Source organism: Ruegeria sp. CH8 (assembly GCF_056536985.1).
Genome location: NZ_JBQFQR010000002.1, coordinates 288154 through 312825, shown reverse-complemented (window position 1 = coordinate 312825; position 24672 = coordinate 288154). Strand labels below are relative to the sequence as shown.

The following is a 24672-nucleotide window of genomic DNA, read 5'->3' as shown; positions in this document are numbered from 1 at the left end:
TGTGCGGCAGCATCGCTCCGCAAAACATACCCCTCCTGGGATTGCCCCAGAAAGAGCTGGACTGTTGTTGCCAACCACGCATCACTGGACCCACGCCCGAGCCATTCGGGCGCTCCTCAGTACCGGGGTTCGGCATCTCGTTGACCCAAGATCAGAGGAGACAGTTCATGGCCAAGCGGAAGCAAACCAAAATTGACAAGGTGCAAGCATTGTTGCGCCGACCGGGTGGCGCAAGTCTTGAGGCGCTCTGCAAAACAACAGGTTGGCAATCTCATTCGGTCCGAGCGGCTCTAAGCGGTCTGCGGAAGAAAGGCGTCGCAATTGAACGACGCGCATCCGACAAACCAGATGGTTCTTCCACCTATCACCTGACGGTGGGAGCAGGAGAAGAGTCATGACGAAGACTGGCGATGTCGCAGATCTGGCCGCCATGGGTCGATCGGATCTGGTCACGCTTTGGCAGCAACTGTTTGATCAACCCACACCCGCCATGCTCAGCCAACCCTTCCTGCGCCGTTTTATCGCCTTTGAGATGCAGTCCCGCCGTCATGGCGGGTTGTCTCGACAAGTCAAAGCCAAGCTGGAAAAAGGGTCTGAGAAGAAGTCCCGGCCTTCCCGCCCTGCCCTTAAACCCGGGGGACGCCTGCTGCGCGAGTGGAACGGCGTGACCCATATGGTCGATGTGACAGGGGATGGTTTTACCTGGAACGGTCGGTCCTATCGCTCGCTCTCGGCCATCGCCAGGGAGATTACCGGCGCGCATTGGTCGGGGCCGCGTTTCTTCGGACTCACCGGCAAGGGGGCCAAATGAACCCGCGCCGCAAAATCCGATGCGCGATCTACACACGCAAGTCGTCAGAAGATGGGTTGGATCAAGACTTCAATTCCTTGGACGCGCAATATGAGGCCTGCGTGGCTTATGTCGCCAGCCAGCGACACGAAGGTTGGACCCTGCTGCCCGAGCGCTACGACGACGGTGGGCTGTCCGGTGGCACACTCGAGCGCCCCGCCCTGCAACGCCTGCTGGAAGAGATAGATGCAGGTCGCATCGACATGGTTGTGGTCTACAAGATCGACCGGCTGACCCGCTCGCTCGCCGACTTCTCCAAGCTCGTCGAACGGCTGGAACAGGCGAACTGTTCTTTTGTGTCCGTCACACAAGCATTCAACACCTCCTCATCCATGGGTCGATTGACCCTGAATGTGCTGTTGTCCTTTGCTCAGTTTGAACGGGAAGTCACCGCCGAACGTATTCGCGACAAGATTGCAGCGTCGAAGAAAAAGGGGCTTTGGATGGGTGGCAACCTGCCTCTGGGCTATGATCGCCATCCCGATCCAAAAGCAAGAACGCTGGTGGTGAATGAAGAGGAGGCCAGAACGGTCCGGCATCTCTTTGGGCTTTATGACGAGCTGGGTTGCCTGCGCAAAGTAGAAGAACGGGCAACGGCAGAAGGGCTGCGGTCAAAACGGGTTGTTCGGGCGGATGGCAGCGTGAAAGGGGATTGTCCGCTGTCACGCGGTCAGATCTATTATCTGCTGAGCAACCAGGTTTATCTCGGCAAAATCCGCCACAAGGATAAGATCTGGGACGGACAACATCCGGCGATCATCGACCAGGGCATCTGGGACCGGGTGCAGGAAAAAATGCGACAGGCCTCCAACCGCTCGCGGGCACGCGGCGGCTCCGATGCGCGCCAACACTCCACTGCCCCCGGGTCCTGGCTCACCGGTTTGCTGCAGGACGAAACTGGTGATCGGTTGACGCCAACCCACACCACGCGCAAAGGCCGACGGTTGCGCTATTACGTCTCCAATCGCCTAATTTCGGGCGGCAAGGATACCTCCGGCTGGCGACTGCCCGGCCTCGCGCTAGAAAATGCTGTCATTGATGTCATCGTCAGACATCTGCAAGACGCCGCAATCACACATCGAGTTCTGGCGCAGCCGGAGGCCGGGTCAGCGGAGGCGGTTCAGGCTTCGGTTGCGGATTTAGTGACCCGGCTTCAACGCCAAGCCGGTCAGGTCGGCGCTGCTCTTCTGGCTAAAGGCAAAATTGCACGAGGACAGATCGACCTCGAATTTAACCCCAAAACTCTGGCAAGCGCACTTGGCATTGCTGCTGACCATCTGCACCCGGATCTCACTCACGTCACCGCATCCTTCGATCTACGCCGCCGCGGCGTCGAGGCCAAGGTCATCGCCGGAGATATGGCACCCCAACCTGATCCCCACCTCCGGTCCATGCTGATCCGCGCCTATGGCTGGGCCCGAGATCTGAAAGCCGGGGTTCAACTGATGGAAATTGCGCGGCGGGAAAGCGTCCCCGGCGCCTTCATCCGCACCCGTGCTCAGCTCGCCTTTCTCTCCCCGAAGATTCAGGCAGCGATTCTCGACGGCACCCAGCCGCCCGAACTCACGCTCAAGCGTCTGGTCAGTGTGACCCACCCCCTTGACTGGGCTGAACAGGAATGCCTGTTCGGCTTTTGATAGCTCCAGATCCTGCGTCCCTGATACAAGGCTCGCCCTCCCTGATCTGGCGGAACAATTCCCTGTTCCCACGTGAAAATTCCCTGTTCCACCTTTTAGGGAATTTGCATCATAAGCCTCTGAAAAACATGCAGTTCTGGCATGAGACATGAGGGAACTCAGACCCGTTTTGCGAAAATTCCCTGTAAATTGCCGCTTATCAGGGAAATCCAATCCAAAGCGACCCCGCCAAAGTGCGGCACTGAGATTGCGACCGGAATTGCGCTCTGAGTGTACGATCTGCTCCGTCTCTGATTGAAAGCGCACGCGTCAACGCGCGGGAATTGCGGCACAATTCCGGGTCAGAAAACACAACTGAAGTGAGACAGGTATGAGTGGCGGGGAGACAGGGATTCGAACCCTGGGGACGCTCTCACGCCCAACGGTTTTCAAGACCGCCGCATTCGACCACTCTGCCACCTCCCCGCGTGAGGCCGGGTCTAAGGCCAACGCGAACTGGTGGCAAGAGCAAATAGGGAAATCTTGCCGAAGCGCGTGCGGCGGTCTTTCCATGACACTTTGCCCACGTTATGCTTTGCGAGAAAGACCGCAGCAGGCCGGCAACACAGAACCGGCGATCGGCAGCGGGGCCCAGAAAAAAGCCCCATCAGGCAAGGGACGATAAAATGAAACGAGCGACTGAGACACGCGCAAAAACGCGATCGGTGGCGGTGCTGGCCGTGGCATTGGCGGCCTTGGCCGGTTGTGAGGAAGGTTTGTCCCCTGACAAAGCTTCGGAAGACGCCCAAAGTGGTGACACCCAAGCCGATGACAAAGTTGAACTGTTCCCAGACTACACAGACAATTCAGGTGATTCCGTCGAAGCGCCTGACGCTTTTAACGTGGTTGAAGCCGGTCTATGGGACGGTCGTCCATCCTTGGGTGGTATCTGGGTTGCCCACCCAGACGTAACCCAGCCTGAGCGTGTAGTGATCAAAAACACAACCAACAACAAGACCATCACTGGCGCCCTGTTCCGACGGGAAAGAAATCTGCCAGGGCCAGCGTTGCAGCTTTCCTCGGCAGCCGCCGAGAAACTGGGCATCCTGGCTGGTGCCCCTACGAAAGTCGAAGTTACCGCCCTGCGGCGTAAACCGGTTGAGGAAAAAGAACCGGCAGAAACTGGGGAAGTTGAAACCGCAGACAACGCGCCTTCAGATGACAACACCAAGTCGCAAGAGACCGCCGACAATGCCTCAGCGGATGGTGAAGAGAAACCTGCGAAGCGAAAGTGGTGGCAAAAGAAAGAAACAGTTGCAGCCGCGGGTGTAGCTACCGCGGCCACTGCAGCAACGGCAGATACTGCAACTGAGGCGGCGGAAGAAACCGTCGAAGCAACGCCTCAGGCAACCACTTCCCCATCCCTGTCTGATGCAGAAGTGACGCAGCCCAAGGAAAAGCCGGCCAAGCGAAAATGGTGGCAGAAAAAAGAACCTGTCGCGGCAGCAGGCGTAACTGGTGCTGCAGTTGCGGCAACATCAGATACTACCGCTGAAGCGACGGCTGAGGCCGCGGAAGAAGTCGTTGAATCGACAACTCTGACGACACCGTCCCCAACTCTGTCGGATCCGGAGGTTGCGCCACCCAAGGAAAAACCCGCCAAGCGGAAATGGTGGCAAAAGAAAGACCCCGACGCCATTACCGAAACGCCGCTGGAGCCCGTCGCAGGCGCAACCGCAGCCATTGACGCTGCAGACCCCACCCCAGTCGTTGCAACCGCCGCAGCGTCTCAGGAAAAAGCCCCGCGCTCTCTGACTAAGCCGTATGTTCAGGTCGGAACTTTCAATGTCCAAGCCAACGCAAAGAGCGCGGTCTCAAAGATTGAACGGAACGGAATGGCCGCTGATATTCGTGAACTGAACACTGGCGACAAAACGGTTTGGCGCGTACTGGTTGGCCCGGCAGCAACTCGTTCTGAACGCAAAGCAATTCAAAGCGACGTTAAGGACCTTGGCTTTACCGACGCGTTTACCGTCAAAAACTGAAACAACGGAGGCCTTTAATGCTGTCCTCACTGCGATCATCTGTTTTGACCCTCGGGCTTGCGCTTTTTGCCCTGCCCGCCCATGCCTTTGATACACAGGCCCGCGCGGCCTATGTGATGGATCAGACGACTGGAACGATCCTTTTATCCAAAGAGGCGGATCAACCGCTTCCGCCCGCGTCGATGTCCAAGTTGATGACGCTCTATGTGGCGTTCGAGGCATTGCGCGATGGCCGGTTGACACTGGACGAAACACTACCGGTTTCGGAACACGCGATGAGCTATGGCGGCTCGACCATGTTTCTGAACACGCAGGACCGGGTCCGAGTCGAGGATCTGCTGCGCGGCATCATCGTTTTGTCAGGCAACGACGCTTGCGTGGTGATCGCCGAAGCGCTCAGCCCCGACGGGACCGAGGCTGGATTTGCCCGCTACATGACCCAGCGTGCCAAACAGATGGGCATGGACAACTCGAACTTCGCGAATTCCAATGGCTGGCCTGCAGCGGGTCACATGATGTCGGTACATGACCTTGCGGTATTGGCGGACCGGCTAATTTCCGATTTTCCGGAATATTATCCTCTGTTCGCCGAGGAAGTTTTTGAATTCGATGGCCGCGCACCGTCGAACAAACGTAACCGCAACCCGCTGCTAAAATTGGGCATCGGTGCTGATGGATTGAAAACCGGCCACACGCAAGAGGCCGGGTATGGCCTTGTCGGCTCGGCCAAGCAAGGCGACCGCCGGGTGATCTTTGTTCTAACAGGCCTCGACAGCACCGCCCGCCGCGCAGAGGAGGCTGAGGCCGTGGTTAACTGGTCGTTTCGAAATTTTGTCGAGAGGACAGTTGCCAACGCGGACACGCCGATAGCACAGGCCAAGATCTGGATGGGGGCAAAAAAGACAGTAGATCTGGTTCCTGAAGAGGATCTGACCCTGCTGTTCCCTGTGCTGGGCGACAAGAATATCGAGGCCGAAGTTGTTTACGAAGGTCCTGTCAACGCACCAGTTGAAAAGGGTCAGCAATTAGCTGAGCTGGTTATCAAGCCAGAAGGTCTGCCGGAAATCCGTCGCCCTTTGGTTGCCGCTGAAGCCGTTCCGAGCGGGGGGTTCGTTGTCCGAATGCTGACAGTGGGCGGTATCGTTGTGACCGATGTGATCGGCAATCCCTTGGACGCGTTTTGACGAGCCCCGGGTTGTTTCTGACCTTTGAAGGCATTGACGGATCGGGCAAATCCTCGCAGGCGAGAATGCTTGCGGATCGCTTGCGGGATCTGGGCCGTGAAGTCGTTCTGACGCGTGAACCCGGCGGATCGGTTGGGGCTGAGGAAATCCGTCGTCTGGTTTTGGAAGGCGACCCCGATCGTTGGTCGGCCGAAACGGAACTGCTGCTGTTCACCGCCGCCCGGCGCGACCATCTGGAACGCACCATCGAACCGGCCCTGGCTGCGGGCAAAGTGGTGATCTGCGACCGTTTCGCCGACAGCACCCGCATGTATCAGGGTCTGTCGCGCGGCAACCTGCGCGCAGTGGTTGACCAGTTGCATAGTCTGATGATTGGGCGCGAACCTGACCTGACCCTGCTGATCGACATGGACCCACAAACCGGCCTGACCCGCGCCAAGGGGCGGCAAGGCACTGAGGAACGGTTCGAGGATTTCGGTGTAGATCTGCAGGAGAAGATGCGCGCAGGCTTTCTGGCGCTGGCCGATGAGTTCGCGGACCGTTTCCGGGTGATCGACGGCAACCGGGACATGGACAGCGTTGCACAGGATGTGACAGAAATCGTCCTGCAAGCACTGTGACAGGCAATAGATGAGCGACGACACCCCAATCCCGGATCAGGCCCCCGGAGCCCCGCATCCGCGTGAAACCCAGCACCTGTTCGGACAGGCTGAGGCCGAGCACGCGTTTCTGAGCGCCTATACCTCGGACCGGCTGCACCATGGCTGGCTTCTGATCGGCCCGCGCGGGGTGGGTAAGGCAACGCTGGCCTGGCGGATCGCCCGGTTCTTGCTGGCAACGCCTCCGGTCGAAGAGGATGGGTTGTTCGGCGCCCCGCCGCCGCCCGAGTCGCTGGAGATTGATCCCGACCATCCCGTCGCCCACCGTATTCTGGCCGGGGCCGAGCCGGGCCTTGCCGCCATCACCCGCTCACTCAACGATCAGGGGCGGTTGCGCAACGAAATCGTTGTTGATGACATCCGCAAGCTTGGGAAATTCTTCGGCCTGTCCTCGGCTGATGGCGGGCGTCGGGTGGTCATCGTGGATTCCGCGGATGAAATGAATGTCAGCGCGGCCAACGCCCTGTTGAAAATGCTCGAAGAACCACCCGCGCGTACGACGTTGCTGCTGATCTCGCACCAACCGTCGCGCCTGTTGCCGACGATCCGGTCGCGCTGTCGTACTTTGCGCCTGTCTCCCCTCGGCCCCGAGGATATGCAAGCTGCGCTCTCGCAAACCGGTGCGGAATTGACCGGAAAAACAGACCACCTAGCCGCACTGGCCGCCGGGTCCGTGGGCAATGCGGTTCGACTAATCAATCTGGGCGGGCTGGAGATTTACGCCGAACTGATCGCAATTCTGGGTACCCTGCCCCGCATGGATCGCCAACGTGCGTTGAAGCTGGCCGAGGCCGCCGCTCAGCGCGGTGCAGCCGACCGGTTTGAATTGTTGCTCACGCTGATCGATGTCGCTTTGTCCCGCCTCGCCCTGACCGGTGCTACCGGCACACCACCATCGCCAGAGGCCGCCCCGAAGGAAGCCGAAACGCTGGTGCGCCTGTCCTCATCTCAGCATCAAGCCCGCCAATGGGCCGAGGTCGCGGCGACAATCACAGCCCGCGCGCGACATGGTCAGGCGGTGAACCTTGACCCTGCCGCTCTGGTCCTAGATACGGTGTTCAAGATACAGGAAACCGCCGGTCAGAGCAGATGAGCGACACGCCCCAGATTACCGACAGCCATTGCCATCTGGACTTCCCCGATTTCGAGGGGCAACTGGACCAGATCGTCGCCAACGCCGCCGAGGCGGGCGTGACCCGTATGGTCACGATCTGCACGCGCCTGCGCAACGAACCCACCGTCCGCGCCATTGCCGAAGCCCACTCGCCCGTCTTCTATGCCGCCGGCACCCACCCCATGAGCGCAGCGGATGAACCGATGGCGACCGCCGACGAACTGGTCGCTCTGGCACAGCATCCCAAGTTCGTGGGCATCGGCGAAACCGGGCTGGATTACCACTACACCGCCGACAGCGCCGACGTGCAGAAGCAATCGCTGCGCGTCCATATCGAGGCCGCGCAACGCACCGGCCTGCCTCTGATCATCCACGCCCGCGCGGCAGATGATGACATGGCGCGCATACTGGCCGAAGAACACCGCAACGCGCCTTACTCCTGCGTCATGCATTGCTTTTCGTCCTCGGCGGAACTGGCCAAAGCCGCACTGGATCTGGGTTTTTACCTGTCCATGTCCGGCATTGCCGCTTTCCCCAAAAGCCAAGAGTTGCGCGATATCTTCGCCGCCGCTCCGGTTGACCGCGTGCTGGTGGAAACCGACGCACCCTATCTGGCGCCACCGCCCTATCGCGGCAAACGCAACGAACCGGCCTATACCGCCCACACCGCCCGCAAGGGGGCCGAGGTGTTCGGCATGGACTACGCCGATTTCGCCGCCCAGACCCAGGCCAATTTCGACCGGCTGTTCACCAAAGCCGCGACCTACAAGGCGGCCGCATGACCGAGCTGCGCTGCACCATCCTAGGCTGCGGCTCTTCCGGCGGCGTGCCACGGCTGGGCGGGCATTGGGGCGAGTGTGACCCGAACAACCCCCGAAACGTCCGCCGCCGGTGTTCGATGCTGGTGGAACGCGACGGGCCCGAGGGCACCACATCCGTCCTGATCGACACCACGCCAGACATGCGTAGCCAATTGCTAAGCACCGGAACCGGGCGGCTGGACGGAGTGGTCTATACGCACAGCCACGCGGACCACGTGCACGGCATCGACGATCTGCGCATGATCGTCTTTAATATGAAGGCGCGTGTTCCCGTTTGGGCCGATGGCGACACCCAAAATGATCTGTTGGGGCGGTTCGGATATGCGTTCATTCAGCCCGACAGCTCTCCGTACCCGCCGATCTTGGACCTGAAAACCATCGACCGCCCGTTCGAAATCGACGGCCCTGGTGGCCCGATCCCGCTTCATCCGTTCAAGGTCAACCACGGGTCAATCGACTCTCTGGGGTTCAAGATGGGCAAGCTGGTCTATCTGCCGGATGTGGCCGAATTCTACGACGGCTCCTGGGCCCTGATGGAAGGACTGGATTGTCTGATCATCGACGCCCTGCGCAGATCGCCGCACCCCACCCATGCGCATCTGGAAAAGACGCTGGGTTGGATTGACCAGTTGAAACCCAAACGCGCGGTGCTGACCAACATGCATATCGACCTCGACTATGCCACGGTCGAGGCTGAAACTCCCGACTACGTCACTCCTGCCTATGATGGCATGGTGATCCGTCAGGCTTTGTAAGACGCTGCGGACGCGGCCTGCGATATCCCTCAGGGTGGCAAGATGCTGCAAAGCCTGATCGACGTCATTCTGCCGGTTTTTCTGGTTATCGGAGCGGGATACGCCGCGACATCATTGGGGTATTTCAAAGAGGTCCATGTGGACGGGCTGATGAAGTTCACCCAAGGCTTCGCGATCCCCTGCTTGCTGTTTCTCGCCATCGCGCATCTGGACCTGAGCAGCAGTTTCGACCCCCGACTTCTGGCCAGTTTTTATACAGCCGCGGCGCTTTGTTTCACCGCTGGCCTGTTCGGCGCCCGCCTGATCTTTCGCCGCGACTGGGAGGATTGCGTCGCCATAGGGTTCTGTTGCCTGTTCTCGAACTCGGTCCTGCTGGGCCTGCCGATTACTGAACGCGCCTACGGGCCCGGAAACCTGTCCGGCAACTATGCGATCATCGCCTTCCACGCGCCGTTTTGCTATGCCGTCGGCATCACCGTGATGGAGGTGGTCCGCAACCGTGGCAATGGCGGCGGGCTTATGGTGCGGTCGGTTCTAACAGCGATGTTCCGCAACGCCCTGATCCTTGGTATCGCGCTAGGTTTTGTCGTCAACTTGTCCGGGGTCGGCGTGCCCTCGGTAGTGGACGAGGCGCTTGGCCTCATAACCCGCGCCGCTCTGCCCGGCGCCCTGTTTGCACTGGGCGGCGTGCTGGTCAAATACAAGCCCGAAGGTGACTTGCGCGCGATTGCCTATGTCTGCGCCATTTCGCTGATGCTGCACCCCAGCCTCGTTTGGTTTTTCGGATCGTCGGTTGGTCTGCCGCAGGACCTGTTCCGCTCGGGCGTGCTGAACGCAGCAATGGCGCCGGGGTTTAACGCCTATATCTTCGCCAACATGTATGGCCGGGCCAAACGGGTTGCGGCCTCATCTGTGTTGGTCGGGACAGCGGTTTCCATCCTGTCAGTCTGGTTCTGGCTGACACTTTTAGGCTGACCTCGGAACGGTTTGGATTGACTTTGTTGCGACAGGGAACACCTATCGGGAAAGCAGACAGGATCAAGTAAATGCCCCACGCCCTAATCGTCGCCCATGGCCAGCCGTCCGCCCCGATCCCGGCTGATCAAGCGTTGGCCGCTTATGCCGCCGAGGTGGCTGCCTTGTGTGATGGCGTGACTGTGCGTTCTGCCACGCTGGCTGCTCCGGGCGTTTTCGAAAAGCGCGTGGCAGAGCTGACCGATGACGCCGTGATCTATCCGCTTTTCATGGCCAAGGGCTGGTTTGTCACCAGCGCCCTGCCCAAGCGTCTGTCCGGGCGAAACCTGCGCATTCTGGATCCGTTGGGTGTTGACCCGGACCTGCCGAGACTGGTTGCAGCGGCACTGCGTGACACGTTGAACGAAAACCAATGGACCGCAGGGGAGACCGATCTGGTGCTGGCCGCCCATGGATCCGGCCGCAGCCGTAACCCCTCAGTCGTGGCCCGCGCCTTTGCAACTGATCTGGCGCAGCACCTGGCTTTCAAATCGACGCGTCTGGGGTTCGTCGAAGAGCCCCCCTCTATTGCCGAAGCCGCCGCGGGCCTGTCTGATCAGGCCTTGTGCCTGCCGTATTTTGCCTGCCATGGCGGCCATGTGATTGATGATGTTCCGCAAGAACTGAACGCGGCTGCGTTCCAAGGCCATGTGATGCCCGTGGTTGGAGAATTGCCCCGGATCAAGCAGCATATTGCAACCACCCTGTCCCGCCTATTCCACGAGACCTGATCGTCCGGGCATCCGCGGATTTTGACATAGCCGGAGTTAGATCGATCACCCCGGAAGAGGCACTTCCTAGCGCTGCCCCACAAGCGCAGAATAGAGGCAGTGACGGGACCTGCCTTTCCTTTTGGCCTCGTACAAGGCCAAGTCCGCCGCATTCAGGATTTCGGCGACTTTGGGGGGCTTGAACTGAGTGGACAATGCGGTTCCGATGCTGGCGGAAATCCGGCAGGTGTTCTTCTCGAACACCATCGGCGTTTGCAATCGGTCGATCAGACGCGCCGCAATTGCGGAAAGAATAACTTCGTCCGACAGATCTTTGAATATAATCACAAACTCATCCCCGCCGATGCGCGCCACCGTGTCGTCATTGCGGGTTTCCTCAACCATGATACGGGCGGCCTGCTGCAGCACATAGTCCCCCGCAGCGTGCCCATACTGATCATTGACCGACTTGAAGAAGTCCAGATCCAGATGCATCAGCGCAAACGGTGAACTCCCGGAAACCAAATGCCCCAGCAACACGTCCATCGCCCGCCGGTTCTTCAACCCGGTCAACATGTCGGTAAAGGCTTGCTCCTCAGCCGCCAGCATAGCCCCCTGCAGCCGCAGGTTCAACGACCGCGAGGCCTCCATCGCGGCGGACTTGGCCTCAACCAGATACAGCAGCTCGATGGCAAGATCGGTGCCCGAGAAATCCGCGCTGGTCAGGGCATAGTCGCGCACCGCATCCAGAATCGAGATGCCAAAGGACAGGTTGATAACCGTGCCGTTTCCCTGCGGCAGAGGGGCGATCAGCCCTTTCAACGCTGTGCGCGGGGTGTCGTGAAGCTTGAGGTGCAGCTTGGCTCCGGCCAGCGTCATAAGCCCCAACAACGTCGTCACGGCACGTGGCCGCACCAGTTCAAAGACGTCCAGAAAACCTTTCCCGGCCATCGGCTGATCGGGGCGCAATTTCTGCAATGTCGGTCCTACACGTTTTATCTGCCCGTCTTCGTCCACTAGAACAAACATCGGGCATAGCGTTTCCAGAAGCGCCGACAGATCACTGGTATCCATCATGTTTTTCGCGCCCCCAGATCGAAATGACGCCCCTCGGCAAATGCGCTTTCGACAAGAACAATCGAAATGACCTCAGCCTCGCCCTCCTGCCCGTCATGCGACAGCATCGCCAAAGCTCCGTAATCATCGGCCATTGCACGCAGGACACCGACCATCACGCTGGAATAGCCGGGCAGACCTGGATGGCAGAACAGCTTATATTCCGTTGGCACCTTCTCTCTCAGCTCAAGTGCGGGCAGGTTGAGGTCGGAAACGGCCAGCAGCACCCGATCGGACAGATCGTCCAGCGAGTGCAGGAATTCGACATAACTGACACCGCCAAAGCGCAGCAGCCGCCGCAGATCCTCCATGTTCGGTTGAGAAACCAGATAGGTTCCCAGATCCTCAAGGATTTCGGCGCGCGGGCGGTTCAGGTCTGCACAAAGCGCGTTCAGAACCCGAACGGTCATGTCATCGTCGTAGACCAGCATGGCCTCGAACTCGACAAAGCCGAGTTCGGCGGCCTCGGTCACGCGCAGCCAGCAAGATTGCCCGTAAGTCGCGCAAACAAAAGACTGTACCGCCCGATTGATCAGACCATGCATGAGATGTCCCAGATTGGTTTCTGTGCCAATCTGACCTGACAATCCTTAACAAAACCCCAAGATAGCTGGTGAGATACCGACAATCCGTTGGAGTCTCACGGCGGAAACCATTGACCAAAACCTAGAAATCGGTGGGTGCCCCACCTTCGGCCTTTCGTCGTGCAACAAACTCAGCAAGCTCTTCACGGATGCCTTCATCCATTGGCGGAGGCTCAAAGCTGGTGATGATTTCCTTGAACATGTGATGCGCCCGTTCAGCGGTCCAGATACCGCCCGCTACGTTCCATCCTTCGTAGTTTCTCCAATCGCTGAGGAAGGGTTGGTAAAACGCCGTGGTGTAACGGTCCTGCGTGTGCTGAACGCCGAAGAAATGGCCGTCATTGCCAACCGCGCGGATCGCCTCAAGGGCAATCTCGTCTGGCCCTGTCGCAGTGACTTCCGGCTGCATATAGCGTTGGATTTGCTGTAGGATTTCGCAGTCCATGATGAACTTCTCGGGGCTGGCGATCAGCCCGCCCTCTAGCCAGCCCGCCGCATGATAGACCATGTTGGTGCCCGACTGAACGGCAGCCCAAAGAGAGTTCGACGTCTCCCACACCGACTGCCCGTCAGGTACGTTGGCGGCACACACTCCCGACGACCGCATCGGCAGGCCGTAGTACCGCGCCATCTGCCCGGTCATCTGGGTCGACCGCATATATTCCGGCGTGCCAAAGGCCGGAGCCCCGGACTTCATGTCCACATTCGACGTAAACGTCCCGATCACGCAGGGAATCCCCGGGCGGACATATTGGAATAGGGCAATCGCACACAGTGCCTCGGCCAGAGATTGCGCAACGGCCCCGGCCATCGTCACCGGCGCCATCGCCCCAGCCAAGGTGAACGGAGTCACCACGATCGCCTGCCCCCGTCGTGCCAGACGCAGACAGCCGTCGATCATCGGATGATCGTGCTTCAGCGGTGAGGTCGAGTTGATGTTGGTGTACATCCGCGGTGTGGCCTCGAACTCTTCATGGCTCAGGCCGCCCGCGATTCTGACCATCTCCATCACGTCTTCGACGCGTTCCTTGCCTAGCGAATAGGCGTGCATCGCCTTGTCTGTCAGGGTCAGCTTGTCATAGAGGACGTCCAGATGCCGGATGCTGGCGTGGATATCGACCGGCTCGACCGGATAGCCCCCGGCAAAGTGGATACAATTGAAATACTGCGTCAGTTTCAGCAGATTCCGACACCTCTCACGATTGCCGGGAACCTTGGTGCCGATTTCCATGTCCCAGTAGTTCGGCGGAGACGACACGTTGCCGAACACCATGGTCCGACCTCCGATTTCAATCGTCCGGTCGGGGTTGCGCGGCGTGATGGTAAAACGTGACGGTGCCTTGGCCACCATCTCCATGACGAACTCGCGGCCCATGCGGACATTGTCGCCATCGATGGTGCACCCAGCCTGGCGCAGGATGCCGATGGCCTCTTCGTTGTAGAACTCGATCCCGATCTCTTCGAGGATACGCATGGCCCCTTCATGGATCGCGTCGATTCCGGCCTGATCCAGTGGTTCGGTCGGTTTGTCGACATTGACTGGAGGGTTCCACGGCATCTGGTCGATGACCGCGCTGCCTCTGCGCTCGGCGGCACCGGCCCGTCCCCCACTGCGACGTCTGCGCGTTTTCGTGTCAGCCATTTGATCCTCCGGAACTTGCTTAATCCTATGCAAGCCCCGAAGGAGGGTGTCTGGCCGCTCTGTCTGCGACAGTCTATGTCGGTTTCTTATCCCGTATCGCCGAAATTGACCGACGTGCGATCAGTTTTTGGACAGCCAGTCAGGAATGTGCCCGATATCAGGCAGCACCACATCCGCCATCGGCGCCAGCGCTTCGGCCGGAGCCAGCCCTGTCAGAACACCGATCGTGGTCATCCCCGCGGCCCGTCCGGCTTGTAGATCATGCAGGCTGTCACCGACCATGGCCACCTGTTCCGGGTCCACACCCACATGAGCCGCAAAGGCCAGCAATTGACCGGGACCGGGCTTGAACCCGTGGCCACTGTCATAACCTGCGACAAAATCGAAATGATCGCGAATCCCGACTGAGGCCAGATGCTGCAGCGCAGGCATCTCTCCGTCATTCGTTGCCACGCCCAGCTTCAGACCAGCCTGCCGCAATTTGTCGAGAAAAGGGTCCAACGGAACCGCCTGCGCCTGTGGGGCCGCGGCCGATTCGGCGTTCAACACATCGATCAACTCGTCCTGCGTCATGTCCGGCAGATGCGGGGCGAGGACCTCGGCGATTTCCTCAACGGTGCCCGCGATGACGATGCTGTCTTCGGAATAGGTTACCTGCTCCAGATCGAACCCGATAAGCCGACCCAGTTCGGCGGCGCGTGCGTGGTCACCTCCGGCCAGACGCAGCACGATGTTGCGCCCGAACGCGCCCCAGGTATTGGCAAAATCAAACAAAGTTCCGTCCTTGTCGAACAGGATCGCGTCGATGGGCATTGAATGCTCCTGCAAGGTTGTTGGATCAGGTCCAGTGAACGTCGGCACCACCGGACAACACCGCACGGGCCTGACCGGGGTGATCATAGGGCACGGAGTTGGCGTCACAGAAAGCGATCACCCACGAATCGTCAAGCATAAGAAATTCCAGTATCGATCCCAAAAACTCCGGTTCGCCTGCCCGGTCGCGCAGGTCCTGCACCGAAGCACCGGTAGACCCCAGAAAAACCGGCAGTAATTCGTCGTTACCCACCAGCCAGCCCAACACCTTGAGCGCCAGTGTTTCTGCAGACTGGGCGGAGAGTGACATAAAATTGCCCCGGATCAGGTCACGGAAAGGGTTTGTTAACCAGACTCATAAACACTTTGGCAACGCATGCAATCAATGGTGACTGATATGTCCGTGCAGGGAACCATCCTTGTCCTCGACGGGACCTCGACCAATCGCATCATGCTGAAAGTCCAACTGACGGCAGCATGGTACCACGTCGTACAGGGCGAACGGCTGCAGGGCCTTGCCGGCCTGTTGCGGCGCGCCAAGCCCGATCTGGTGCTGACGTCTCAGGCCTTGCCGGATGGGACGGCGGTGGATGTCAAAAGGCTGGTTCAGGCAGATCCGGACCTGATCGGAGTGCCGGTGGTTGCGATCGCGCCGCAAAACGACAAGGCCGCCCGGTTGCAAGCCCTGGCGGATGGGTTAGACGATGTTCTGGTGCACCCGTTCAAAGACACGTTCCTGCTGGCGAGGGTGCGCAGCCTGTTGCGCGCGCGGGCCGAGACGCAGGATCTGCACGTCGAATCCGGCTCGCATCCCATGGGCTTTGCGGAACCCGGTGCCGCGCCCTTCATGCCCCCGAAAGCGGCCCGTGTGGCCATTCTGACGCAGACTGCACGGACCGGAGCGTTGTGGCAAAACGCCCTGTCGAAACGCACCCGGCACAGCCTGTCGGCGCACACCTCGACAAACCTGCAGGGCGTTTTGTCCGGGCCTGTGCCGGATGCCATCATCTTTGAAATCAGCGCAAATCCCTCGGGCCTGAATCTGCTGGCTGATCTGAAATCCCGCAGCACCACCCGACATACGGTTCTGATCGGCGTTCTTGCTGAGGACAATGCCGCACTGGCGTCAGAGGCGTTGGACCGTGGTGCCGATGCGATCTGCTTGGACGGATTCTGCACGGAAGAGGCGTTGTTGCGTCTGGAGAGCCAGATCAAGCGCAAAACCCAGCTGGACCAGATGCGTGCCTCGTTGCGCCGCGGGCTAGTCGAGTCCTGGGTGGACCCCCTGACAGGGTTGCACAATCGCCGCTATGCGATGCGTGCAATGGATCAGATCGCTCATCAGTCCACGCGCACCGGAAAAGGCTTTGCAGTGATGCTGGCCGATCTGGACCACTTCAAGACCATTAACGATAAATTCGGCCATACAAGCGGAGATCTGGTGCTAATCAAAGCGGCCAAACGGTTGAAACAGACCTTCGGTGCCGCCGGTTTCATTGCCCGGATCGGTGGGGAAGAGTTCATGATCGGCCTGTCGGAAACCACGCAGGCCCATGCCCTCAAACTGGCCCGTAGTCTGTGTGATTGCATCCGTGATAGGCCTTTCGACCTCCCGGACAGCGCTGTCCCCATCCCGGTCACGATCAGCATCGGGCTGATCGCAACCCAGCCTAATGGAACCTCACCGCCGCATCAGCCAGCGGGGCTGGAAGGGTTGATCAAATCGGCTGACACAGCCCTTTACGCTGCCAAGACCGCCGGACGTAATCAGGTTCGAGTCCGGCAAATCGCAGCCTGCGGCGATTAGTCCTTGTGCTTACGACCGTGGCGTTTGCGCTGCACCACTTCTTGCAGACGGTCCGCGTAATCCTGACGTTCGGCATCAGTCATCGCGGTGATGCGATCCAGCCATTCCTCCTGCAACGCGCCTTGTAACTCAGCCATGGCCTGCGCCTGTTGCTGCAGCAACGCCTGCACAACCGCGGGATCAAATGGCTCCGCCCGTAATGCGGCCTCAAGCGCGGCGAAGTCCTGCGACCGGAGTTTCGCGCCTTTCACATGCCGTTCGGACAACTCTCCGCGCAAGGCTTTCCGATCTTCTTTGGGCAGCGCTCGATAAATCGCGGGGCCAAACCCCGGAGGTGCCTTGCCGTGATCCCCGCCCTTGACCCGGTACACCGTACCCAAGGCAACCCCGGCCACCAACAGGTTCAGCGCCAGCGATACGGTCAACAGGACCGTTACCCATCGTCTTTTGGGCTTGGCATTATCGCTCATTCGGCGTCCTCCAGAAATGTTGTGTCCAGGCCGAGGTCGGCGACTACAAAGCTGGTCTCTTGCGGGTAGATGATCGTCGCCGGGTCGGGCAGAAAACCCGGTGCCGACAGACCGATCCAAACACCCGCCGCGCTGGCGGCAACCAGCCCACCCATGCTCTGCCAACCTCCAATCCCATCCAGTATCCGCGCCCAGATCGAACGCGGCGGTGCTGCGGGTTTCAGCCGGGCCAGACGCACTTCTTCGGCGTCCGTAAGAATGCGAACCGCCAGATCGTCGGGCAGTTCGGGTCGGGTTTGCCGTGCTTGGGCAAACAACTGATTCAGGTCCATGTCGTTGTCAGCCATCTTCGTACCCCAGCTCATCCTGTCGCTCGACCATTATCGCCATCAGAACACGTTTTCCGCGCGCGATCAGGCTTTCCACCGCTTCTGTCGAAACACCCATGATCCCGGCAATTTCGGGGTTGGGCAATTCCTCGATATGCCGCAAGATCACCGCCTGCCGCTGACGATCCGGCAATTGCGCCAGCGCAGCCTGCAGCGCGTCTTTGCGCGCCGCGTCCTGCAATCGATCCACCGCGCTGAGTTCGCCGTCTTCGGGTTCGGGCACATCGTCCAAACTGTCCGGGCGTTTTTTGCGCTTTATGTCCACACACAGGTTCAGCGTCACGCGGTAAAGCCAGGTTGACACCTTGGCCTGCCCCGGTACCCAGTTCGGTGCCATCTGCCACAGCCGCATCATCGCATCCTGAGTCACGTCTTCGGCTTCGGCCCGGTTGCCCAGCATCCGCATAGCCACCGACAAACACCGCGGAGCCAGCCGATCCGTCAATTCGCGGGCTGCGACAGCATCGCCCTTGGCAAACTGCCGCAGCAAAACATCGTCCGAATATTCCACGGTGCCAGACGCGCCGCGGAGTTCGTGCGGTGGGGAGGTCAGGTCCTCCATCCTTCATCAGCTGTCGTCAGAGCCCGCCTTGCCGTGCTTTTTGTGCTTTCGGCCCATCCGCTCTTTTGCATCAGCATATTCCTGTTCCGAAATCGTACCGCTGTTATCCGCGTCGATATGGTCAAACATCTTGCCAGCGCGACGCGGTTTGGGCAACTCGTCCTCGCTCAGAAAACCATCCTTGTTGGCGTCATGTCTTTCGAACATGTTGGTCACGCGGTCATTGGTTTTCTTTTGCGCCGCAGCCTGCATTTCTTCGACGCTCAACTGACCATCGCCATCCGAGTCGGCCTCGGTGAATCGCTGCGTTCGATGGGCCTCCATCTCTTCCTTGGTCAGTTGGCCGTCACCATTTGCGTCCAACTCCTGAAAGCTCACAGGTTCGCGATCTTTCGGCCCAGCCGCCAGAACCGAGGTGCCTGTGACTGCAACGGCCGTGATCAGGATGGCCGGAATGAATTTCGCGCTTTTCATATCGTTTTCCCTTTGTTTTGCGGCCCCATCGCCGCTGCTCACATAGGTTCAAACGGAATGGCACGCGGGTTCCGTCGCGAAAAAATCAAAAATTTTGGATGGCACATCGCCGTCGCCCTAAGTCACAAAGCGCCGCACCCCCCTTTTCTGCGAAGCAAAACAAGCGCATTATCCTGCGCAATCGAACGCGCGAGTTTCAAAATGACAGATCAGACGATCAACACCACGACCGAGGATGACCGTCCAACACGTCCTGCTTTGATCAAAGGGTTTCGTGGCCGTTGCCCGAAATGCGGCGAGGGCAAGCTGTTGCACGGCTACCTTAAGGTCAACGATAGCTGCAGCAATTGCGGGCAAGAGCTGTTTCACCATCGGGCAGATGACGGCCCGGCCTACCTGACCATTCTGCTGGTCGGGCACCTGCTGGCCCCGGCGCTGCATGTGACATATGTCGAGTTCCGCCCCGAGCCTCTGACCATGTTCCTGATCTTTGCCATCGGATGTACGGCCCTGTCGCTGTTCCTGCTGCCCCGGTTGAAAGGCGCTATGATCGCCTATCAGTGGGCGCGTCGGATGCACGGGTTCGAAAAAGCGTAATGACCCGCGCGTACAGGCAAATCATCTTATGACAGAAGACAAATCAGCAATACGAAACGCAGCGACGGTCATCGTCCTGCGGGACCGTTTGACCGAGCCATCGATCTTGATGGGGCAGCGCGGCGCAAAAGCCGTGTTCATGCCCAACAAATTCGTGTTCCCCGGCGGTGCTGTTGATGCGGCGGATCGGGACATTCGCCTGGCCGCACCCATGCCCGAGCTTTGCCGCGAACGGCTGGACGAAAAGTCCGAACCTGGGCTTCAGACTGCGCTGGCAGCGGCGGCGATCCGCGAGTTGTGGGAAGAAACCGGGCTGATACTGGGTGAGCCCGGCACTTGGGGCAGTTTGGTGCCTGAGGACTGGCAGGGCTTTGCCTCCATGGGCTACCGTCCTTCGGCTGACGCTCTGCAATTCGTTTTCCGCGCAGTGACACCGCCGGGCCGCCCGCGCCGGTTCGACGCGAGGTTCTTTTTGGTCGATGCCAGCGCGATTCAAGGCGATTTGGACGATTTCAGCCGCGCCTCGGATGAGCTATCCCACTTGCAATGGGTCCCGCTCGACCGCGCACGCGATCTGGACTTGCCGTTTATCACAGAGGTGGTTCTGGCCGAAATAGCGGCCCGGGTGTCAAACCCCGAGCCGCCTGCGACCGTGCCCCTCTACCTGCACACCGAGGAACAAAGCCTGTTCCTGCAGCTCAAAGGCTATCCGATGCCAGACGCGGACTAGGCGTCACTTCATCCGGCTGATCACCGTCGTTACTTCGGGCTTTTTGCCAATCTCGGCCTTGGCCGTCTGACGCACGATGCGGCGCATGGCTTCTTCCAGCTTGTCATCGTCGCGCAGAGTTTTGGCATCGGCGCGCATCAGAAACTGGTTCAGGTCCTCTTCCAACACCTCGACCAGCGCGGCCTTCGAAGTTCCGATCTCGGGCAAACCCATCGTGTCGCACCACGGCTCACCCAGCGGCTCGTCTTCTTCGTCCAGTATGACAGTGACCGTCACGTGCCCATTCAGGGCCATACGAATACGATCCCGTACGATTCCGTCCAGCGCGCCAACCTTGACGGTCCCGTCCAGATAAGTGCGCCCGGTTTCGATATAATCTACCACTTTGGGTTCGTTGCCAGTCAGGTCCAGCATCGTGCCGTTCACGGCCAGAATGCCGGTCCGACCACGAGCTTCGGCCAGCTTGGCATGCTCGCGCAGATGACGGTGTTCCCCATGCATCGGGATCACCATCTGCGGGTCGATCAGCGCGTGAACCCTCTCAAGATCAGGACGGTTGGCGTGTCCGGACACGTGGTACAGGCCCGAACTGTCGTCAACGACGTCCACGCCCTTTTCGCTGAGCTGGTTGATTATGAAGATCACACCGCGTTCGTTGCCAGGGATGGTTTTGGACGAAAACAGGAACAGATCGCCCTCTTTCAGTTCAATCCCGCGATATTTGCCGCGTGCCAGTTGCGCGCTGGCGGCACGGCGCTCGCCCTGACTGCCAGTCACGATCAGCATAAGGTTCTGGCGCGGCAGCTCTACCGCCTCTTCAGCGCTGACTACTTTGGGAAAATCCGAAAGGATACCGGTTTCGGTGGCCGCTTCGATCATCCGCCGCATGGCACGACCCAACAACACAACCGAACGCCCAGCCCGCGCGCCCGCCTCGGCCAGTGTCTTCACACGTGCCACATTCGAAGCAAAGGTGGTCGCGACCACCATGCCCTCGGCGCTTTCGACCAGCTTAGTAATCTCGGGGCCAACCTCGGATTCCGAGCGGCCCGCGTGGGGCGAAAACACGTTGGTGCTGTCACAGACCAGCGCCTTGACGCCAGATTTGGCAATCTCCGCCCACAGATCAGGATCGAACGGTTCACCGACCACCGGGTTCGTGTCCAATTTGAAGTCCCCGGAATGCACAATCCGGCCTTCGGGCGTGTCGATCACAAGCGCGGCACTTTCGGGAATGGAATGCGAAACCGGCAGAAAACCCACTTTAAAGGGGCCAACCGAAATCTGCTCGGGCCAAGCTGAAACCGTCTGAACCGCGTCCTCGGGGTGGCCATGTTCTTCCATCTTGCGGCGCGCGATATTGGCTGTGAAGGCGCGCGCAAAAACCTGCGCGCCCAAGGCCTCATAGCAATGCGCAACCGCGCCCACGTGGTCCTCATGCGCGTGGGTGACGAACACGGCCTCCAACCGGTCTGCGCGTTCTTGCAGCCACGAGATATCGGCATGGATCAGATCAACACCGGGCGTTGTATCCATGTCCGGAAAAGTCACCCCGAGATCGACGAGGATCAGCCGTTCCTGCCCCGGCTTGCCGTAACCATAAACATAGGCGTTCATGCCAATTTCGCCGGCACCGCCCAGCGGCAGATAGATCAGTCGTTCACTGCTCATGTCGAGCCATTTTCCTTGTTATAGCGATGGATCACGGTCAGACCGTGCATCGTCAGATCGTCTTCGATCGCGTCAAACCCGACATCCGCCTGATCGAACAAAGGCGCAAGCCCGCCGGTGCCGACAACTTTCATCGGCATCCCGTATTCCTCTTTGATCCGGGCAATCAGCCCCTCGATCAAGCCGGAGTAGCCCCAATACACGCCAGATTGAATGCAGCCAACCGTGTTTGTGCCGATCACCTTTTCCGGGCGGGTGATGTCGATATGCGGCAAGGCCGCCGCACCTTGGTGCAGCGCCTCGAGGCTGAGGTTCACGCCCGGCGCGATGATGCCGCCGACATAGGCCCCATCCGAGGCGACCACGTCAAAGTTAGTCGCTGTCCCGAAATCGACAACCACAACGTCACCGCCGTGGCGGTCAAACGCGCCAACGGCGTTGGCCAAACGATCGGGTCCGGGAATGGTCCCCTCGTCAATGCGCGGTGCCACGGGCAGCAGACATTCCGGCTTGCCAACAACCAGCGGGCGGCAACCAAAGAAGCGGTCGGCAAAGATACGCAAGTTGAAGACTACGCGCGGCACAGTCGAGGCGATCACGACATCGGTGATGTCCGCGTCAATTCCGTAGTGTTTCACCAGCGTCGAATACCAGGTGAAATAGGCGTCCGCCGTGCGGGAATGGTGGGTCGAGGTGCGCAGCGTGCACAGGAACTGCTCGCCATCCCAGATCGAGAAAACGGTGTTGGTGTTGCCGCAGTCAATTGCCAGAAGCATCTGCGCCTCCTTCAGAAAAACACGTCCGCCGCGGGAATGCTGACGCGGCCCTTGGCGGTCTTTAGGACAAGGTTGCCGTTCGAGTCCACGGTTTCAAAGGTTCCCACCGTCTCTGAGGTTGAGGTGCGGGCGGTGATCACCTCGCCCAACTTGGCGGCGCGGGACAGCCATGCGGTGCGGATCGGCTCGAACCCGTAGGTGACGAATTGAGTTTCATACCTTGCATAGGCTGCGGCCAGTTCGGTCAGAAAATCCTCGGGGATAACGGCCGCACCAGTTTCCGACAGCAGAGACACAGGACGCACGGCGCTTTGTTCTACCGCATAGGCCGGGGGCGCCTCAGAGAGGTTCACGCCGATGCCAATGGCCAGATGGGACAGCTCTCTCCCCTGACCGGTGCTTTCCAGCAGGATACCGGCCAGCTTGCCGCCGTTCAGTAGCACATCATTTGGCCATTTCAGGGACAGCCCCGCCGCCCGCCCTGTGACCGCAACGCAGGCGTCAAACAACGCCAGCGCCGCTACAAAACTGCGCAGCGCCGCCTGTTCCGGATTCCCCTGCGGGCGCATCAACAGGGTCGCTGCCAAATTACCTTTAGGATTGGCCCATGCCCTGCCCCGCCGACCGCGTGCCGCGGTCTGGTGGTGCGCCATGATCCAGACCGGACCCGGCGCCGTTGGGGCAAGCCGGGCGGCCTCGTTCAGGGTGCTGTCGACCTCCTGCACGATGTGCAGTCCGTATCCTTGGGGCCAATCGGTCATGGCAAAAAGGCCCGGTCCGTTGACCGAGCCTCCTGCGATTGGATGTCCGACACGTCAGTTGACAAGCGTTGCCGCCGCGGCTGCTGCCGCGCCTTCGATGCCGAACTGATAGAACACGCCAACCAGCATCAGCGCGGCCGACCCCATCAGGGCGACCCACAGTACCGGCGTGGAACGTGTTTCGATCGGATCTTCGTTCTCTTCCCCGAAATACATGTAGAACACGATCCGCAGGTAATAGAACGCACCGATCACAGACGCGATGGCCGAGACGATGACCAGTCCGGTCAGCCCCGCGCCGATACCGGCCTGCCAGACGCCGAACTTGGCGAAAAAGCCCAGCATAGGCGGTACGCCCGCAAGGCTGAACATCAGAATCAGCACAGCCAGCGCCTTGCCGGGATCGCGCTTGGAATACTGTCGCAGCGCGTCGATATCAGTGACGGGTTTGCCGTCACGCTCCATCATCAGGATGAAGGCGAAGGTGCCGATATTCATGGTCACGTAGATCGCCAGATACATAAGCATCGCCTTGATGCCCAGCTCCGTACCCGCCGCTAGGCCAATCAGCGCATAGCCCATATGGGCAATCGACGAAAATGCCATCAGCCGCTTGATGTTGCGCTGGCCAATCGCGGCAACCGCGCCCAGCAGCATCGACAACACGGACAGCAGCACGATCACCTGCTGCCAGTCCTTGATCACGCCGCCAAAGGCGTCGTGCATCAGACGGGCGAACAGGGCCATCGCCGCCACTTTTGGGGCGGTGGCAAAGAAGGCGGTGATCGGCGTGGGCGAGCCTTCGTAGACGTCCGGCGTCCACATGTGGAACGGCACAGCCGAGACCTTGAACGCCAGACCCGAGATCAGGAAGATCAGGCCGAACAGCAGGCCAACCGAAATCTCTCCGTGATGAACGGTCTGGATGATGCCCGAGAACAGTGTGGTTCCGGTAAAGCCATAGACCAGCGACGCGCCATACAGCAGCAGACCCGAGCTGAGTGCGCCCAGCACAAAGTACTTCAGACCGGCTTCGGTCGATTTCGCGCTGTCGCGGCGCAGGGCGGCCACGACGTAAAGGGACAGCGACTGCAGTTCCAACCCCATATACAGCGACATCAGGTCACCGGCGCTGACCATCATCATCATGCCCACGGCGGCCAGAGCCACCAGCAGCGGGTATTCGAACCGCAGCAAACCGCGACGCGACATGTAGTCTTGGCTCATCACCAGAACGGCTGCAGCGGACAGCAGGATCGCAACCTTGGCAAAGCGCGAGAACCCGTCGTCGATGAACATGCCGTTGAAGGCCACGTTGACGCCGTCGCCATTGGTGGCAATCCAGATGGCCAGCAGTGCCATCAGGCCAGCGGTCGACCACACAAGGATCGGCGCCAGCCCGTCTTTCACCGTATAGACAGCCCCGATCAGAGCGGCCATCGCATATACGGCAAGAACGATCTCTGGCAGGATTATTGTCAGATCAGCCTGGATCATGTCTCCAAAGCCCCC

At 59.8% G+C, this 24672-nt stretch carries 27 protein-coding genes and 1 tRNA gene; 14 read left to right on the top strand and 14 right to left on the bottom strand.

Annotated features, from left to right (window positions below; all coding sequences use genetic code 11):
* Positions 1 to 167 precede the first annotated feature (167 nt).
* Genes ACR0ER_RS03640 through ACR0ER_RS03630 form a run of 3 tightly spaced genes read left to right on the top strand, consistent with a single transcriptional unit; the run spans position 168 to position 2487 of the window.
* A complete protein-coding gene (locus tag ACR0ER_RS03640; RefSeq protein ID WP_480767760.1) occupies positions 168 to 398 on the top strand; it encodes a DUF3489 domain-containing protein in 231 nt (76 codons plus the stop codon).
* Positions 395 to 811, top strand: a complete 417-nt coding sequence (locus ACR0ER_RS03635; RefSeq protein ID WP_480767759.1) for a DUF2924 domain-containing protein — start codon at positions 395 to 397, stop codon at positions 809 to 811. The genes ACR0ER_RS03640 and ACR0ER_RS03635 overlap by 4 nt, the downstream gene beginning before the upstream one ends.
* Complete coding sequence (locus tag ACR0ER_RS03630) at positions 808 to 2487, top strand: recombinase family protein (protein WP_480767758.1); 1680 nt, start codon at positions 808 to 810, stop codon at positions 2485 to 2487. Before ACR0ER_RS03635 ends, ACR0ER_RS03630 begins: the two co-directional genes overlap by 4 nt.
* Positions 2488 to 2862: 375 nt before the next feature.
* Here the strand turns inward: ACR0ER_RS03630 and ACR0ER_RS03625 are convergent.
* Positions 2863 to 2952, bottom strand: a tRNA-Ser gene (locus ACR0ER_RS03625).
* A gap of 200 nt (positions 2953 to 3152) precedes the next feature.
* On the opposite strand from ACR0ER_RS03625, the gene ACR0ER_RS03620 reads away from it, so the two are divergent.
* The 8 genes from ACR0ER_RS03620 (at position 3153) to ACR0ER_RS03585 (ending at position 10789) form a co-directional block, all read left to right on the top strand.
* Positions 3153 to 4511 carry an SPOR domain-containing protein gene (locus ACR0ER_RS03620; protein WP_480767757.1) on the top strand — a complete coding sequence of 453 codons (1359 nt, stop codon included), beginning with the start codon at positions 3153 to 3155 and terminating at the stop codon, positions 4509 to 4511.
* A gap of 17 nt (positions 4512 to 4528) precedes the next feature.
* Positions 4529 to 5695, top strand: coding sequence for a D-alanyl-D-alanine carboxypeptidase family protein (locus tag ACR0ER_RS03615; protein WP_480767756.1), 1167 nt, complete (start codon positions 4529 to 4531; stop codon positions 5693 to 5695).
* Entirely contained in the window at positions 5692 to 6315 is a 624-nt protein-coding gene (tmk, locus tag ACR0ER_RS03610) for a dTMP kinase (RefSeq protein ID WP_480767755.1), read from the top strand. Before ACR0ER_RS03615 ends, tmk begins: the two co-directional genes overlap by 4 nt.
* 10 nt (positions 6316 to 6325) lie before the next feature.
* Positions 6326 to 7447, top strand: a complete 1122-nt coding sequence (locus tag ACR0ER_RS03605; protein ID WP_480767754.1) for a DNA polymerase III subunit delta' — start codon at positions 6326 to 6328, stop codon at positions 7445 to 7447.
* Complete coding sequence (locus tag ACR0ER_RS03600) at positions 7444 to 8250, top strand: TatD family hydrolase (RefSeq protein ID WP_480767753.1); 807 nt, start codon at positions 7444 to 7446, stop codon at positions 8248 to 8250. The genes ACR0ER_RS03605 and ACR0ER_RS03600 overlap by 4 nt, the downstream gene beginning before the upstream one ends.
* On the top strand, positions 8247 to 9044 hold the full coding sequence (locus ACR0ER_RS03595) for an MBL fold metallo-hydrolase (RefSeq protein WP_480767752.1): 798 nt from the start codon (positions 8247 to 8249) through the stop codon (positions 9042 to 9044). Before ACR0ER_RS03600 ends, ACR0ER_RS03595 begins: the two co-directional genes overlap by 4 nt.
* Positions 9045 to 9086: 42 nt before the next feature.
* A complete protein-coding gene (locus ACR0ER_RS03590) occupies positions 9087 to 10019 on the top strand; it encodes an AEC family transporter (protein ID WP_480767751.1) in 933 nt (310 codons plus the stop codon).
* Between the two features lie 71 nt (positions 10020 to 10090).
* Positions 10091 to 10789 (top strand): CbiX/SirB N-terminal domain-containing protein, encoded by a 699-nt coding sequence (locus tag ACR0ER_RS03585; protein WP_480767750.1) that lies wholly within the window; start codon positions 10091 to 10093, stop codon positions 10787 to 10789.
* A gap of 66 nt (positions 10790 to 10855) precedes the next feature.
* Here ACR0ER_RS03585 and ACR0ER_RS03580 read toward each other — a convergent pair whose 3' ends face one another.
* From ACR0ER_RS03580 to ACR0ER_RS03560, 5 genes are all read right to left on the bottom strand, one after another.
* A complete protein-coding gene (locus ACR0ER_RS03580; protein WP_480767749.1) occupies positions 10856 to 11845 on the bottom strand; it encodes a GGDEF domain-containing protein in 990 nt (329 codons plus the stop codon).
* A complete protein-coding gene (locus ACR0ER_RS03575) occupies positions 11842 to 12429 on the bottom strand; it encodes a heme NO-binding domain-containing protein (protein WP_480767748.1) in 588 nt (195 codons plus the stop codon). Before ACR0ER_RS03575 ends, ACR0ER_RS03580 begins: the two co-directional genes overlap by 4 nt.
* Positions 12430 to 12550: 121 nt before the next feature.
* Entirely contained in the window at positions 12551 to 14110 is a 1560-nt protein-coding gene (locus ACR0ER_RS03570) for a trimethylamine methyltransferase family protein (protein ID WP_480767747.1), read from the bottom strand.
* A 120-nt stretch (positions 14111 to 14230) separates the two neighbouring features.
* Entirely contained in the window at positions 14231 to 14923 is a 693-nt protein-coding gene (locus tag ACR0ER_RS03565; RefSeq protein ID WP_480767746.1) for an HAD family hydrolase, read from the bottom strand.
* 25 nt (positions 14924 to 14948) lie between these two features.
* Positions 14949 to 15233, bottom strand: coding sequence for a DUF3572 domain-containing protein (locus ACR0ER_RS03560; RefSeq protein WP_480767745.1), 285 nt, complete (start codon positions 15231 to 15233; stop codon positions 14949 to 14951).
* An 87-nt stretch (positions 15234 to 15320) separates the two neighbouring features.
* On the opposite strand from ACR0ER_RS03560, the gene ACR0ER_RS03555 reads away from it, so the two are divergent.
* A complete protein-coding gene (locus ACR0ER_RS03555) occupies positions 15321 to 16730 on the top strand; it encodes a diguanylate cyclase (protein ID WP_480767744.1) in 1410 nt (469 codons plus the stop codon).
* Here the strand turns inward: ACR0ER_RS03555 and ACR0ER_RS03550 are convergent.
* Genes ACR0ER_RS03550 through ACR0ER_RS03535 form a run of 4 tightly spaced genes read right to left on the bottom strand, consistent with a single transcriptional unit; the run spans position 16727 to position 18625 of the window.
* Entirely contained in the window at positions 16727 to 17200 is a 474-nt protein-coding gene (locus ACR0ER_RS03550) for a periplasmic heavy metal sensor (RefSeq protein ID WP_480767743.1), read from the bottom strand. The genes ACR0ER_RS03555 and ACR0ER_RS03550 overlap by 4 nt on opposite strands.
* Positions 17197 to 17547, bottom strand: coding sequence for a hypothetical protein (locus ACR0ER_RS03545; protein ID WP_480767742.1), 351 nt, complete (start codon positions 17545 to 17547; stop codon positions 17197 to 17199). The genes ACR0ER_RS03550 and ACR0ER_RS03545 overlap by 4 nt, the downstream gene beginning before the upstream one ends.
* Positions 17540 to 18151, bottom strand: a complete 612-nt coding sequence (locus ACR0ER_RS03540; protein ID WP_480767741.1) for an RNA polymerase sigma factor — start codon at positions 18149 to 18151, stop codon at positions 17540 to 17542. The genes ACR0ER_RS03545 and ACR0ER_RS03540 overlap by 8 nt, the downstream gene beginning before the upstream one ends.
* Positions 18152 to 18157: 6 nt before the next feature.
* Positions 18158 to 18625 (bottom strand): EF-hand domain-containing protein, encoded by a 468-nt coding sequence (locus ACR0ER_RS03535; RefSeq protein WP_480767740.1) that lies wholly within the window; start codon positions 18623 to 18625, stop codon positions 18158 to 18160.
* A 201-nt stretch (positions 18626 to 18826) separates the two neighbouring features.
* Between ACR0ER_RS03535 and ACR0ER_RS03530 the strand changes: the two genes are divergently transcribed.
* Together ACR0ER_RS03530 and ACR0ER_RS03525 are read left to right on the top strand one after the other, a co-directional pair.
* Positions 18827 to 19222 carry a DUF983 domain-containing protein gene (locus ACR0ER_RS03530; protein WP_480767739.1) on the top strand — a complete coding sequence of 132 codons (396 nt, stop codon included), beginning with the start codon at positions 18827 to 18829 and terminating at the stop codon, positions 19220 to 19222.
* A gap of 28 nt (positions 19223 to 19250) precedes the next feature.
* The gene (locus tag ACR0ER_RS03525; RefSeq protein ID WP_170331419.1) at positions 19251 to 19952 is read left to right on the top strand and encodes an NUDIX hydrolase; all 702 of its coding nucleotides are present in this window, start codon (positions 19251 to 19253) and stop codon (positions 19950 to 19952) included.
* A 3-nt stretch (positions 19953 to 19955) separates the two neighbouring features.
* Here ACR0ER_RS03525 and ACR0ER_RS03520 read toward each other — a convergent pair whose 3' ends face one another.
* Genes ACR0ER_RS03520 through nuoN form a run of 4 tightly spaced genes read right to left on the bottom strand, consistent with a single transcriptional unit; the run spans position 19956 to position 24657 of the window.
* Entirely contained in the window at positions 19956 to 21623 is a 1668-nt protein-coding gene (locus ACR0ER_RS03520) for a ribonuclease J (RefSeq protein WP_480767738.1), read from the bottom strand.
* Positions 21620 to 22399, bottom strand: coding sequence for a type III pantothenate kinase (locus ACR0ER_RS03515; protein WP_170331423.1), 780 nt, complete (start codon positions 22397 to 22399; stop codon positions 21620 to 21622). Before ACR0ER_RS03515 ends, ACR0ER_RS03520 begins: the two co-directional genes overlap by 4 nt.
* An 11-nt stretch (positions 22400 to 22410) precedes the next feature.
* The gene (locus ACR0ER_RS03510) at positions 22411 to 23160 is read right to left on the bottom strand and encodes a biotin--[acetyl-CoA-carboxylase] ligase (RefSeq protein WP_170325661.1); all 750 of its coding nucleotides are present in this window, start codon (positions 23158 to 23160) and stop codon (positions 22411 to 22413) included.
* Positions 23161 to 23214: 54 nt separating this feature from the next.
* A complete protein-coding gene (gene nuoN, locus ACR0ER_RS03505) occupies positions 23215 to 24657 on the bottom strand; it encodes an NADH-quinone oxidoreductase subunit NuoN (protein ID WP_480767737.1) in 1443 nt (480 codons plus the stop codon).
* Between the last annotated feature and the right edge of the window lie 15 nt (positions 24658 to 24672).